Annotated in this window: 13 protein-coding genes; all 13 read right to left on the reverse strand. The window is 62.9% G+C overall.

The window, feature by feature from the left end; all coding sequences use genetic code 11:
- Positions 1–4 precede the first annotated feature (4 nt).
- On the reverse strand, positions 5–1,282 hold the full coding sequence (locus PZL22_RS05660) for a TRAP transporter large permease (RefSeq protein WP_003525806.1): 1,278 nt from the start codon (positions 1,280–1,282) through the stop codon (positions 5–7).
- Between the two features lie 11 nt (positions 1,283–1,293).
- Positions 1,294–1,761 carry a TRAP transporter small permease gene (locus PZL22_RS05665; RefSeq protein ID WP_003525807.1) on the reverse strand — a complete coding sequence of 156 codons (468 nt, stop codon included), beginning with the start codon at positions 1,759–1,761 and terminating at the stop codon, positions 1,294–1,296.
- A 79-nt stretch (positions 1,762–1,840) separates the two neighbouring features.
- Entirely contained in the window at positions 1,841–2,833 is a 993-nt protein-coding gene (locus PZL22_RS05670) for a TRAP transporter substrate-binding protein (protein WP_003525811.1), read from the reverse strand.
- Positions 2,834–2,856: 23 nt separating this feature from the next.
- Positions 2,857–3,627: a FadR/GntR family transcriptional regulator gene (locus PZL22_RS05675; RefSeq protein WP_003525813.1), complete on the reverse strand. Its 771-nt coding sequence runs from the start codon at positions 3,625–3,627 to the stop codon at positions 2,857–2,859.
- 202 nt (positions 3,628–3,829) lie between these two features.
- Entirely contained in the window at positions 3,830–4,210 is a 381-nt protein-coding gene (locus PZL22_RS05680) for a RidA family protein (protein ID WP_013850010.1), read from the reverse strand.
- A 43-nt stretch (positions 4,211–4,253) separates the two neighbouring features.
- Positions 4,254–4,637, reverse strand: coding sequence for a RidA family protein (locus PZL22_RS05685; protein ID WP_003525816.1), 384 nt, complete (start codon positions 4,635–4,637; stop codon positions 4,254–4,256).
- A gap of 33 nt (positions 4,638–4,670) precedes the next feature.
- The gene (locus PZL22_RS05690; protein WP_003525817.1) at positions 4,671–6,134 is read right to left on the reverse strand and encodes an NAD-dependent succinate-semialdehyde dehydrogenase; all 1,464 of its coding nucleotides are present in this window, start codon (positions 6,132–6,134) and stop codon (positions 4,671–4,673) included.
- Positions 6,135–6,143: 9 nt separating this feature from the next.
- Positions 6,144–7,529, reverse strand: coding sequence for an aspartate aminotransferase family protein (locus PZL22_RS05695; RefSeq protein ID WP_003525818.1), 1,386 nt, complete (start codon positions 7,527–7,529; stop codon positions 6,144–6,146).
- Between the two features lie 30 nt (positions 7,530–7,559).
- Entirely contained in the window at positions 7,560–8,609 is a 1,050-nt protein-coding gene (locus PZL22_RS05700; RefSeq protein WP_003525819.1) for an ABC transporter ATP-binding protein, read from the reverse strand.
- 15 nt (positions 8,610–8,624) lie between these two features.
- Positions 8,625–9,455 carry an ABC transporter permease gene (locus tag PZL22_RS05705; protein ID WP_003525820.1) on the reverse strand — a complete coding sequence of 277 codons (831 nt, stop codon included), beginning with the start codon at positions 9,453–9,455 and terminating at the stop codon, positions 8,625–8,627.
- Positions 9,452–10,303: an ABC transporter permease gene (locus PZL22_RS05710; protein WP_284718260.1), complete on the reverse strand. Its 852-nt coding sequence runs from the start codon at positions 10,301–10,303 to the stop codon at positions 9,452–9,454. Before PZL22_RS05710 ends, PZL22_RS05705 begins: the two co-directional genes overlap by 4 nt.
- A gap of 125 nt (positions 10,304–10,428) precedes the next feature.
- Positions 10,429–11,502, reverse strand: coding sequence for an extracellular solute-binding protein (locus PZL22_RS05715; protein WP_003525822.1), 1,074 nt, complete (start codon positions 11,500–11,502; stop codon positions 10,429–10,431).
- A 105-nt stretch (positions 11,503–11,607) separates the two neighbouring features.
- The gene (locus PZL22_RS05720; RefSeq protein ID WP_003525823.1) at positions 11,608–12,579 is read right to left on the reverse strand and encodes a membrane dipeptidase; all 972 of its coding nucleotides are present in this window, start codon (positions 12,577–12,579) and stop codon (positions 11,608–11,610) included.
- Positions 12,580–12,589: the final 10 nt, after the last annotated feature.

The following is a 12,589-nucleotide window of genomic DNA, read 5'->3' on the forward strand; positions in this document are numbered from 1 at the left end:
AAGATTACTGGGCGATCAGACGGGGCAGCCACAGCGTGAAGTCCTTCGCTAGGGTGAGGATGACAAGCGTGGAAACCAGCGGAATGTAGAAAGGCACAAGTGCCCGCAGCAACTGCCGGATCGAGACTTTGGCGATATCCGACACGAGGAACAGCGACAAACCCATAGGCGGCGTCAGCAGTCCGAGCATCAGGTTGAAGATCGTCACGATGCCGAGTTGAACCGGGTCGACACCGGCCATCACGAGCGGCGGGGCGATGATGGGAACGAGAAGCAGCGTTGCGGTCGTCGAGTCGAGGAACATCCCGGCGACGAAGAAGATCAGATTTGCGATGATCAGCAGCATCAGCGGGTCCTTCGACCAGCCAAGCAGCGCTGCGGCAAAGGTCTGAGGCACCTGCTCGACCGCCAGAATCCAGCCGAATAGCGCGGCAGAGGCGACGATGATGAGGATGGCGCTGGAGCTGCGAGCCGTCAGAACCGCCGAATGCCACAGATGCGCCAGCGTCAGTTCGCGGTACAGGACGCCGCTGATGAAGATGACATAGACGGCCGTTATCGCGGCCGCCTCGGTCGGTGTGAAGGCGCCGGCCGTCATGCCGCCGACCATGAGCGCCGGAGCAAGAATGGCCGGGAGCGCCGGCACCAATGTGCCGACCAGCTCGCCTGCCGTCGGCCAGCGCTCCGCACGTGCATGGCCGTGTCGGATGGCGACGATCAGCACGGTGAGCATTAGCAGCGCGGTGCACAGCACGGCGGGCATGATGCCGGCTACGAGGAGCTGGACGATCGAGACGCTCGTGACCGAGCCGTAGACGATCAGCGGGATGGAAGGCGGGAAGATCGGCCCGAGCGTCGCGGAAGCGGCAGTTACCGCGCCGGCGAAGGATGGATCGAAGCCGCGCTTCTTCATGGCATCGATCTCTATGCGCCCCAGGCCCCCGATATCAGCCAGCGCCGCCCCGGACATTCCGGAAAAGATCAGGCTTCCGAAGACGTTGACCTGCGCCAGGCCACCCGGCATTCGCCCGACGAGCGTATAGGCGAAGCGGAAGATGCGATCGGTAATGCCGGAAAGGTTCATGAGGTTGCCGACGAAGATGAAGAGAGGCACGGCCACCAGCGGAAACGAATCCAGCGCATAGGTGATCCGCTGGGCAAGCAGCCCGAACGGCAAGCCTTCGACAAGTACGTAGAGAATTGACGGCAGCAGGATGGCGTAAACCACCGGGAAGCCAAGCATGAACAGACCGAGGAAGGCCGCAACGACCAGAAAACCCATGAAACGACCTCTCAGACTGCGACGTTCTTGTCCGCCTGCGGCGGCTTGCGCAGATGCAGAAGATGAACGAGCGCCGCACCCGCGAAACCGAAAAGCGTAGCGCCCAGAAATATCCAGAATGGGATGCCGAGGGTCGGCGTGGCGTTGGTCAGGTTCCGGGTGATATTCATGGCCGTGACCCAGCCGATGAACCCCGTGACGCCGATCGCGCAGATCGAAATCGCGACATTCACGATTGCGCGCGCCTTCCTCGACATTGCAGCCTTGAACTCGCCCATGACGATATTCTCGCCATGCCCGACCACGAGGGGATAGGCGAGGAACACCAGGCAGATGAGCAGGAAGCGCGTCAGTTCCTCCGCGCCGATGAAGGGCAGCCCGAAGACGCTGCGCATGATGACCTGAGCCGTCGGAACGATGACCAGACCCGCCATCACGGCAACCACGACAATCGTCAGGACACGTTCGGGCAGACGCATCTTCTCCCCTCCCATTCTTACTGAAAAATGCAGGCGTTGCAGGGACAAGGGACAATGGCTTGCCCCTGCAGCTCGTCGGTTACTTCACCGCTTCAATCTGCTCGATGAGCGGAGCGAAATTCGGGAAGTCCTGCCGGATCTGGGCGCCGACCTTTTCCCTGAAGGCCGCCACGTCGAGTCCTTCGGCCTCCGTGATGACGGTCATGCCGCGGCCCTTGAGTTCCTTGACCAGATCAGCCTCGGATTCCGTCGCCATCTTCAGCGATTTCTGGGCCTCCTCGTCGAGGACTTTCGTCAAAGCCGTGCGCTGCTCTTCGCTCAATCCCTGCCAGACTTCCTCATTGATGAAGACGGCGAGCACGGCGCGCATGTGACCCGTCATCGACAGATGCGATTGCACCTCGTTGAGATTGTTGGAGGCGATCATGGTCAGTGGATTTTCCTGGCCGACCACCACGCCCGTCATCAGCGCGGTCGGAAGTTCGGCAACTTCGACCGGGGTGGGGATCGCGCCGAAGCCCTTGACCATGGAAACCCACAGTTCGAGCGGGACCGCTCGGAAAGGCTTGCCGGCAAGGTCCGCCGGTGTCTTTACCGGGAAGTTTGAGGAGATGTGGCGGTCGCCCCGATAGATGCGCCCGACGATCCGCACGCCCTGCGCGATGAGCTTCTCGTTGATCGCCTGGAGGGCCGGCGACGACTGCGGATCCGTCGCAGCGAGCGCATGGGCGCCGTCGCGATAGATGAAAGGCGCGTTGAAGACCGCGACCTCAGGCACCAGTCGGGCCAGGGAGGCGAAATCATGATGGCCCATGGAGATCGAGCCCATGCGCACGCCATCCACCATTTCCGCGACCCCGCCGAGCTGGCTGGCGGGATAGACTGTGACGGTGATTTCGCCGCCGGTCGCGGCCGCAATGCCCTCCGCTGCCTGTGCCGCATAGACCGTCTGGATGTCTCCCTCAGCGCCGACATGCGCATAGCGCAATTCAGTCGCGGAAGCGGCTCCGGCCAACAATGCGGCTCCCAGCATGGCGCCGGCCACCCGGCCATGTTTCAGAAAGTTCAGCATGCTCTCCTCCTCCCTGGATAAAACTAGCTGTCTGCTTCTTTTTCCTCTTCCTGCGGCGCTCCCTTCCTGGTGAAGGCAGCTATGTAGCTTTTGCGCCGAAGCTCGTCGCCGATGGCGAAATGCTCGCGCAGCATCCTGTCGGCCTTGTCCGGGTCGCGCGCGAGAATGGACAGGAAGACCTCCCGATGGGCTTCCACGAGATAGTCGGTGATGCCCGGCGCGTCGCTCGTTTCGGCGCGCCTCTGGACATGGCTGCGCTTCAGAAGGTCGGATATCGAGCGGTAGACCGTGACGAGCGCGGGACTGCGGCTGGCCTCGACGATCGCCATATGAAAGGCGAAGTCCGCAGCACCCCCGTCTTCGGCGTTGTGGAGCGTGTCCATCAGCCGGGTCAGCAGGCCGCCGATGCGTGAGAGGTCGCTATCCGTCGCGCGGATGCAGGCAAGACGGATGGCCTGGCACTCGATCGCGACACGGGCCTGCATGATGTCGTCGAGCATGTCGGGCTGCTGGGCGAGGCAGAACGTCAGGAAATCGCCGAAGACGCCCACGTCGGCCTTGCGCACGAAGGCGCCCTTGCCATGGCGGATGTCGAGAAAGCCGAGATTGGCGAGCGACCGCAAAGCCTCCCTCAGCACCGGTCGCGATACGCCGAGGGCCAGGCAAAGCTCCCTCTCGCCCAACAGCCTGTCTCCCACCTTGAGCGCACCGGACAACAGCTGCTCCCGGAAAAAGGAGAGAACCTTTTCCGTTCCCGCAAGTTCGTCGGCACTGTCGGATAGCACAGGGTTCATGCAAATGGTCCCAACTGGTATTACCAGTAAGCACCACATACGTTTGCCCGTCAAGACGCGCTGCTTGAATTATGGAAACTTGTTGAGAATGGTCGCGCACCGAACCGGGCAGGGGCGCGGATCACAAGAATTTCAGATGCGGCGAGGGACCGCGCTGCAGCAGCAACGAGTGCTGCCGGCTTGGGCTATCGCTTTGAACTGCTCAATCCAGGGAGCAAACCGCAGTGGCGAGAATTTCCAGGCGGATGCCGGGTGAAAGGAGCTCCGTGACGACTGTCGCCCGCACGGGAAATGGAGGCGCGAAGAATTCGCGGTATATCTTGTTCATGCCCGGGGCATCGGCCCTGTCGATGAGATAGACCTGTATCTGCACGACAGCGGCTAGCGTGCTTCCGGCGGCTTCAAGCGCCTGTCGGAGGTTGGAGAATACCTGTCGCGCCTGGCACTCGATGTCCCCGGTGACGAGTTCGCCGGTTTCCGGGTTCTTTGCTATGTGAGCCGATCTCACGATCCGGCCCACCTTCACGGTACCGCTCAAGGGAGCGCGGGATGCAGCAATTCCGGTTTCGATTTTCTCGAACATTCGTGTTCCTCCCGCCTTGCTGAATTCGGACCGTGCGCTGCGATCAAGCACCCTCGAGCACCGCATGGGCGAGGACCTCGATGCGCAGGCCCGGGGTGATGAGCTCCTTGACGACCACGGTCGCGCGCACCGGATAGGGCTCCCTGAAGAACTCGGTATAGATCCTGTTCATGCCGGGAGCGTCGGCTCTTTCGGTGAGAAACACCTGCATCTGCACGACATTTGCGAGGGACCCGCCGGCGGCCTTGATCGCGATTTCGAGGTTCTGAAGCGTGCGGCGTGCCTGCGTCTCGATGTCGCCAAAGACCGGCTCGCCGGTGACCGGGTCCTCCGAGACGTGAACGGACCAGAAAAGACCGCCGGCGTGAACCGCTTCGCTGACCGGAACATCCGACGGATCGGCGCCGGTATCGATGACTTCAAACATGCTCTTCCTCGCTCGTTTCTCTTGTCGGATAGCTCACTGCGGGATTTGGTCGAAACGCGTGACGAACTTCGTGTTCAGATACCCGTCGAATGTCTCGGAGCCTCCCTCGCTCCCGTAGCCGCTGTCGTTGATTCCGCCGAAGGGAGTCTCCGGCAACGCCAGGCCGAAATGGTTGACGCTCACCATTCCGGCTGCAAGAGCGCGTGCGGCATTCTGTGCGCGGCTGCTCGAGCCTGTGAACACATAGGACGCCAGACCGAAGGGCAGACTGTTGGCGCGCCGGATCACCTCGTCGAAATCGCCGAAGGGCGTGACGACGGCGATCGGTCCGAAGGGCTCCTCCTTCATCAGGCGCAGTTCGTCGGTGCCGGCGGCGACCACGGTTGGCGCATAGAAAAAGCCCGCGTTCCCGACGCGTTCGCCGCCGGTGACGATCTCGGCACCCTGCTCGCGCGCGTCCTGGACGAAACCTTCCATGGCAGCGACGCGTCGGCCGTGGCAGAGCGGGCCCATCTGTACGCTCTCCTGGAAACCGTTGCCGACCCTTGTCGATGCGATCTTCTCGGCAAAGCGTGCCAGGAAACGGTCGTGCCCTTTCGCCTGCACGTAAAACCGCGTCGGAGAGATGCAGACCTGGCCGGCATTACGCACCTTCTGGCCGGCAAGCGCATCGGCTGCCGCCTCGATGTCGGCGTCGTCGAAGAGGATCACCGGTGCATGCCCCCCGAGCTCCATCGTGGACCGTTTCATGTGCCTGCCTGCAAGGCTCGCGAGATGCTTCCCGACCTCGACCGAACCGGTGAAGGAGATTTTTCTGACTTCCGGCGCCGCCAGCAGCGTCTCCGACAGGTGGGCCGGGTCGCCCCAGAGGATGTTGAGACAGCCGTCCGGCAGCCCGGCCTCTTGCATCAGCCGGCCGATCGCGACCGTGGAGGAGGGGGATTCCCCCGGTCCCTTGAGGATAATGGTGCAGCCGCTCGCAAGCGCCGCCACGACCTTGCGCAGCGCCTGGCTGAAGGGGAAATTCCAAGGCGTGAAGGCGATGCAGACCCCGACCGGCTCGCGAAGGACCATCTGCTGCACGCGCGGATCGCGGGCGGGAATGACCCGCCCGTAGATGCGGCGCGCTTCCTCCGCATGCCAATCGGCATGGTCGGCGGCGAAACGGATCTCGCCGATCGCCTCGCTGAGCGGCTTGCCCTGGTCGCGCGTCATGTTACGGGCGATCTCGTCGGCATGCTTGCGCGCGAGGTCTGCGAAGCGGCGCAGGATCCGGCCCCGCTCGAGCGGCGAGCGATCCTTCCAGCTCTCGAAAGCGCTCTGCGACGAGGCCACGGCTTTGGCAATCTCGCCATCGGCCGCAAAAGGCAGCCGGACAATCGTCTGGCCCGTCGCGGGATCCACCACCTCGGTGCTCCGCTCTGCCTCGTATATCCAGCGGCCATCGATCAGTATGCCGAGGCGCTCATAGGGGACTGCAGTGGTTTCCGGATTCATGCTCTTTCCTCAGCCGACATGTCCCTGCGCGCGTGCCCAGGCCAGCGTATCGTCAAGCGCCAGCCCCATGCGCGTCATCAGGTCGTCGACCTGCTCGTCATCGATGATCATCGCGGGGCAGAGGCTCACCATGTCGCCGAGGCCGCGTGTCAGGACGCCGCGGGCGGTCGCGAACTTGCCGGCCTGGTTTGCCACCTGCCAAGCCGGCGGGAAATTCTCCCTGGTCACTTTATCCTTGACGAATTCGAGGCCGGCGACGAGGCCGACGCCGCGCGCTTCCCCGATCAGCGGATGCTCGCCGAGCTTACGCACGCGATCCTGGAAAGCGGGGGCGACGGAGCGTACATGGCCGACGATGTCGATCTCCTCGTAGATCGTCAGCGCTTCGAGCGCCACGGCGGCTGCAACCGGATGGCCGCCATAGGTGAAACCGTGCGAGAAAGTGCCGATCTTCCGGCTCTGGTCGACAAGTGCGTCAGCGATCTTCTCGTTGATCATCAGGGCGGAGATCGGCATGTAGGCCGCCGACAGCTGCTTGGCGCAGCTGATCATGTCCGGCTTTAACCCGTAGGTTTCTGAGCCGAACATGTTGCCTGTGCGGCCAAAACCGCAGATCACCTCGTCGGCGATGAGCAGGATATCGTATTTGCGGAGAACCGCCTGGACCTTTTCGAAATAGGTTTTCGGCGGGGTGATGACGCCGCCTGAAACCATGACGGGCTCGGCGAAAAAGGCGGCGATCGTTTCCGGACCCTCTTCGAGGATTATCGCTTCGAGATTGTTGGCCATCCGCGTGGCGAAGTCTTCCTCCGTTTCCCCGGTCTCGGCGAAGCGCCAGTAGTGCGGGCAATCGGTATGGAGAATGTTGGCGATCGGCAGATCGAAATCGCGGTGGTTGAACGGCAGGCCGGTGAGGCTCGCGGTCGCGACGGTGACGCCATGATAGGCCTTGCGGCGCGAGATGATCTTCTTCTTCTCGGGACGCCCGAGAGCGTTGTTGTAGTACCAGATGAGCTTGATCGCCGTGTCGTTCGCCTCCGACCCGGAGCCGGCGAAGAACACTTTCGACATCGAGACCGGCGCGATCGACAGGAGCTTCTCCGCAAGCCTGATGCCCGGCTCCGTCGATTTATGGGCGAAGGAATGATAGAAGGGCATCGTTTTGAGCTGACGCGTCGCGGCTTCGACGAGGCGCTGCTCGCTGAAGCCGAGACCGGCGCAGAACAGGCCTGCCAATCCCTCGATGTAGCGTTTTCCTTCGTCGTCGACGACATAGATGCCGTCGCCGCCGGTGATCACGTGCGGCCCGGTTTCCTGATGCACGGCCAGGTTCGTGTAGGGGTGGACGAGGCTCTGCTTGTCGAGAGCGTGGAGGGAATTCGGACGGTCGTTCATGTGCGGCTCCATCGGCAACCGGAGTTCGGATCAGGCGATCACGTGGACATCCTCGGCGCGCCAGGTCACGTGGCATTCGGAAATGCCTTCGAGCCTGCGCGCATCGGCGCCGGGGACCCGCATGCGGATTGGCTGCGTGCCGAGCTTTCCGATGACGAGCAGGTTGTCGCCGTAGTTGATCGTGCTGTCGATCTTCAGCGGCTGGCGTCCGTCCTGTGAGGTTTCGGCGATGCGGATCATTTCAGGTCTCAGCAGCAGATCGGCCCGGCGGTTGCGGTCCGCTTGGCGGCTCCGCGCCTCGACCATCCCGACCGGCGTGTCGAACCTTCCGTTGCCCAGCGAGGAGCCCTCGATGAGGTTGCTGTCGCCGATGAAGGATGCGACGAAGCGGGTCTTCGGCGCGCGGTAGATCTCGTTCGGCGTGCCGACCTGTTCGATCCGGCCCTGATTGAAGACGGCGATCCGGTCTGACATGGTCATGGCCTCCGACTGGTCGTGGGTGACATAGACCATGGTGACGCCGAGGTCCTTGTGGATGCGCTTCAGTTCCACCTGCATGTGCTCGCGCAGCGCCTTGTCAAGGGCGCCGAGCGGCTCGTCGAGCAGAATGATGTCCGGTTCGAAGACGAGAGCACGGGCAAGCGCCACGCGCTGCTGCTGCCCGCCGGAGAGTTCGGCGGGCACGCGCCCTTCGAAACCCTGAAGCCCGACCTTGGCCAGTGCCTCGCGGCAACGGCGCTCCTTGTCTTGCTTGGCGACGCCGCGCATGCGCAGCGGAAATCCCACATTGTCGGCGACCGTCATGTGCGGGAAGAGCGCATAGTTCTGAAAGACCATGCCGATATTGCGCTTGTGCGGCGGCAGGTTGTCGATCGCGCGTTCGCCGAGGCGGATCTCGCCGCTTGTCGGGTGCTGGAAGCCGGCGATCATCATCAGCGTCGTCGTCTTGCCGGAGCCGGAGGGGCCGAGGAAGGAGACGAACTCGCCGGCCTTGATGTCGAGCGAAACGTCGTCGGCAGCCATATGCCTGCCGTCATAGGTCTTGGTGATGTTGCGAAGGGTGAGGGAACGGGCAATCATGGCTATGCTCCAAAATCAGGATGCCGCGGCGGCCGGCTCGGCTGCGCCGTTGCCGTCGGTCTGGTCCAGCACGCGGGTGCGGCGGCGCACGAGTTGCGGCGTGAGCCAGATGCAGACGCCGGCGAGAACGAGCAGGAACAGGAAGGACGAGGCAGCGGAGATGGTCGGATCCGCCTCCTGGCGGACGGCGTTGAACATCTGCCGCGGCAAGGTCGCCTTGTCGCGGCCGGAGATGAAGAGGGCGATGACGGCCTCATCGAAGGATGCGATGAAGGCGAAGAGCCCGGCGACGGTGAAGGCCGGCCGCAGGATCGGAAAGGTGATCAGCCGGAAGGTCGCAAACGGCGAAGCTCCGAGGTTCATCGCGGCGCGCTCCACCGAGCGGTCGAAGCCCTTGAGCGCCGCGGTCAGGATCAGCGTCGACATCGGCAGGGCGATGCAGCTGTGGGCGAGAATCACGCCGAGATAGCTCTGAACCAGCCGGAGCTGCCCGAAATAGATGTAGTAGCCGAGCGCCATGACGATGGTGGGCACGATCATCGGCAGCATGATCAGAAGGTTAAAGACCGTGCGCCCGATGAACACGTGCCGCACCAGGGCGAAGGAGGCCGGAACGGCGACGGTCATCGTCACGCAGACCGTGCCGAGGCCGATCAGCAGGCTGTTGGTCAACGGCTGCGTCCAGTTCGGGTCGGAGAAGAAGTTGACGTAGTTCTGGAGCGTGTAGCCGGGCGGCGGGAAGGCGAGCGACGCCGCCGAGCTGAACGACATCGGAATGACGATGAACATCGGCGCCGCGACGAAGGTGGCGATCAGAATTGCCAGAGAACGGACCCAGACGTTCATCGGTCACCTCCTGCCCAAAGGCGGTCGAGGCCGAAGAAGCGGTTGTAGAGCGCATAGACCGCGAGCGTCAGCGCCAGAAGCATCATCGAAATCGCCGAGCCGAGGCCGAAGTCGAGGGTCTGCTCGATCTGGTCTCCGATGATGCCGGCGATCATCTGGTCGCGTGGGCTCCCGAGCAGGACGGGCATGACATAGAAGCCGAGACAGGTGATGAAGACGAGCGTGCAGCCATTGACGATGCCGGGCGCGCTCAGCGGCAGATAGACGGAGACGAAGGCGCGAAACGGGTGCGCGCCGAGATTTTCCGCAGCGCGGACATAGAGCGGGTCGATCCGTTTCATCACGGCGAAGAGCGACATGGTCATGAAAGGAATAAGGGCGTGGGTCATGGCGAGGGTGGCACTGAAGGTGGTGAACAGGATCTTCGGTGTGGGGTCCCAACCGAACCAAGAGAGGAGCGCCGTCACCGGCCCCTGATTGCCGAGGATGACCATCCAGGCATAGGTGCGCACCAGATAGCTGGTCCAGAAGGAGAGCGCGACGACCGTCAGCAGGAAGGTCGCAAAGCGCTTCGAGCCGTTCGCCGCGGCATAGGCGAGCGGATAGGCGAAGAGAAGGCTCAGCAGCGTTACCAGGAGCGCCGTCTTGAACGTGTTGTAAAGGACCGCGGCGAACAGACTGGAATTCAGCAGCCGGCCGAAATTCTGCAATCCGATCACCGGTTGCGATAGGCTCATCCAGACCACGTAGCCAAGCGGAACGAGAAAGAAGAGCGCAAGGAAGATCACCGCCGGAGCCATCAGCGGCATGGGCCCTTCCACGAGGACCGGGGACGTCCGGAGTTTCATGACATTGCTCCTTTACCCTCGGATAGGGTCTCCGTCGCGGACGGCGGGTACCGGCGCAGGCATTGCCGGCACCCTATCCGATAGATTGCATTCTCCGGCCGCACTTACCGGGACCGGAGCGCGGCTTAGATGCCGACCCAGCTTTCGAAGCGGGTGGAAAGCTCGTCGAGCTGGGGCAGCAGCTTCGCCCCGTCCAGCATGACGGCGCGGGCCAGATGCTCCGGATGGGTCGGCATTCTGGCCGCGACCTCGGCGGGAATGAAATCGAAGGATTTCGGGTTCATCGGGCCGTTCTGGTCGGCAATGCAGAACTTCGCCAGTCCCTCCGCATTCTGGCCGATATGGCTGATCAGCTTGAAGCCGTTTTCGGCACGCGGGCTGTCTTTGGCGACGATCCAGCAGGCCTTGTCGACGACGGCCTGGTCCCAGACGATCTCGATCGGATCCTTAGAAGCCTCCTTGGCGCCGAAAGCGTCGCTGTCCCAGAGCCCCGCCATGTCCACCTCGCCGTCGGTCAGAATCTGGCGCGCCTGCGGCCCTGCCGTCCACCAGACGCGGACGTGGTCCTTGATCCGGTCGAGCGAGGCGAAGGCGCGGTCGAGGTCATAGGGAAAGAGCTGGTCGGCTGGAACGCCATCGGCAAGCAGCGCGATCGCAAGGACGCGGGCGGCGTGACGCTGCAGGCTGCGGTTACCCGGAAACTTCTCGACATTGAAGAAGTCGGACCAGTTCTTCAGGCCTTCCGGGAATTTAGCGGCATTGTAGGCCATCTGCGTGGCAAAGCCATGCGTTGCCAGCCCATTTTGGTAGATGGCGCCTTCCCAAAGCTTGGAGGTGTCGACGTGACCCTCCAGCGTCTCGAGGAGGCCGGCGCCATTGGCGCGCGCGACATCGGCGACGCCGAGCGTTGTCACGTCGAATTCGTAGACGCCCGTCGTCTTCTGCGCTGCGAGCTTGGCGAAGGAAATCGGCGAGACGGTACGGATCTCTATTCCCGTATCCTTCGTGAAGGGCTCGAACAGGAACTTTTTGACGGATGCCTCCCAGTCGCCGCCCCAGGTGTTGACGTAGAGGACGTTTTCCTCCGCGCTGGCGCGCCGGATGGAAGGTGAGGCCAGCATTGCGGCCCCGAAAAGCCCGGCGCCGAGAACTTTGCGCCGCGATAGCGGCGTGGCTGATGCTTTCTTGAACATTTCCATTCGTGGTTCTCCTTGATGTCGAATGGTCGTCTGTCTGCTATTCCCGTGGCCGCTCGCCTAAAGCGGCGGCTCTTCTTGTTCTTTGAATTCGGATTTTGGATCCGGTCAGTTCGGCCGGAAGACCTCCGCGTAGAGGCGGAGCCAGTTGCCCCGGAGGATCTTGTTCGCCTCCTCCTGATTGAAGCCGACGCGCAGCAGGGCCGGGGCCACGTCCTGTAGGTTTTCCGGCTTGAGCAGCCATTCCGGCTTCGCCACGGCGCCAGGCCGTTGAGGCGAGCCGGCACCGTACTGGACCGAGCGGGTCCAGCGGCCCTTGCGCATCCAGTCGTAGTCGCGCGGGGTGTGGTTGTGCGAAATGTCGGTGCCGATGCCGACATGGTCGATGCCGGCGATGTCGACGGTGCGGGCAACCATCTCACACCAGCCGTCGACGGTGGCGCAGGCAGCATCGGGCGTTATGTTGCGATAGGCGACGCAACCGATGACCCCGCCGCGCTCGGAAAGGGCTTTGATCACCTTGTCGGACTTGTTACGCTTATGCGCGAAGAGCGAAGCGGCATTGGCATGGGTGATCGCAACGGGCTTTTCCGACCACTCGATGGCGTCGAGCGTGGTCCGGTCGCCGACATGGGAGAGATCGACCAGCATGCCGACGCGGTTCATTTCCCGCACGACATCGCGGCCGAAGCGGGCAAGCCCGCTGTCGTTCTCCTCGTAGCAGGAGCCGCCGAGTTCGTTCTGGTTGTTGTAGGTCAGCTGCACGACGCGCACGCCGAGTTCGGCGAAGAATTCGACGAAGGCGATGCGATCCTCGAAGAGGTTGGAATTCTGGTAGCCGAGCACGACCGCCAGCTTTCCCTCCCTTTCGGCGCGCTCGATATCGGCGGCCGTTCTGGCGATAAGGATGAGGTCCGCGTTGTCACGCTCCATATCTCGCCAGCGGGCAAGCGAGTCGAGAGACTCCATCGTCCCTTCCCAGAAACCGAGCGTCGGCGTCACCGCGCTGTAGCCGCCCCGCCGCAGCGCCTCGAAGGACTCGCGGTTAAAATGTCCGCATTGAAGTGCATCGATGATCATCGTCGTTTCC

Source organism: Ensifer meliloti (assembly GCF_030064585.1).
Taxonomy (GTDB): domain Bacteria; phylum Pseudomonadota; class Alphaproteobacteria; order Rhizobiales; family Rhizobiaceae; genus Sinorhizobium; species Sinorhizobium meliloti.

Excerpts from the sequence above, each read along its gene's own strand:
- PZL22_RS05660 (WP_003525806.1), bottom strand. The coding sequence starts at position 1,282 with ATGGGTTTTCTGGTCGTTGCGGCCTTCCTCGGTCTGTTCATGCTTGGC.
- PZL22_RS05665 (WP_003525807.1), bottom strand. The coding sequence starts at position 1,761 with ATGCGTCTGCCCGAACGTGTCCTGACGATTGTCGTGGTTGCCGTGATG.
- PZL22_RS05670 (WP_003525811.1), bottom strand. The coding sequence starts at position 2,833 with ATGCTGAACTTTCTGAAACATGGCCGGGTGGCCGGCGCCATGCTGGGA.
- PZL22_RS05675 (WP_003525813.1), bottom strand. The coding sequence starts at position 3,627 with ATGAACCCTGTGCTATCCGACAGTGCCGACGAACTTGCGGGAACGGAA.
- PZL22_RS05680 (WP_013850010.1), bottom strand. The coding sequence starts at position 4,210 with ATGTTCGAGAAAATCGAAACCGGAATTGCTGCATCCCGCGCTCCCTTG.
- PZL22_RS05685 (WP_003525816.1), bottom strand. The coding sequence starts at position 4,637 with ATGTTTGAAGTCATCGATACCGGCGCCGATCCGTCGGATGTTCCGGTC.
- PZL22_RS05690 (WP_003525817.1), bottom strand. The coding sequence starts at position 6,134 with ATGAATCCGGAAACCACTGCAGTCCCCTATGAGCGCCTCGGCATACTG.
- PZL22_RS05695 (WP_003525818.1), bottom strand. The coding sequence starts at position 7,529 with ATGAACGACCGTCCGAATTCCCTCCACGCTCTCGACAAGCAGAGCCTC.
- PZL22_RS05700 (WP_003525819.1), bottom strand. The coding sequence starts at position 8,609 with ATGATTGCCCGTTCCCTCACCCTTCGCAACATCACCAAGACCTATGAC.
- PZL22_RS05705 (WP_003525820.1), bottom strand. The coding sequence starts at position 9,455 with ATGAACGTCTGGGTCCGTTCTCTGGCAATTCTGATCGCCACCTTCGTC.
- PZL22_RS05710 (WP_284718260.1), bottom strand. The coding sequence starts at position 10,303 with ATGAAACTCCGGACGTCCCCGGTCCTCGTGGAAGGGCCCATGCCGCTG.
- PZL22_RS05715 (WP_003525822.1), bottom strand. The coding sequence starts at position 11,502 with ATGGAAATGTTCAAGAAAGCATCAGCCACGCCGCTATCGCGGCGCAAA.
- PZL22_RS05720 (WP_003525823.1), bottom strand. The coding sequence starts at position 12,579 with ATGATCATCGATGCACTTCAATGCGGACATTTTAACCGCGAGTCCTTC.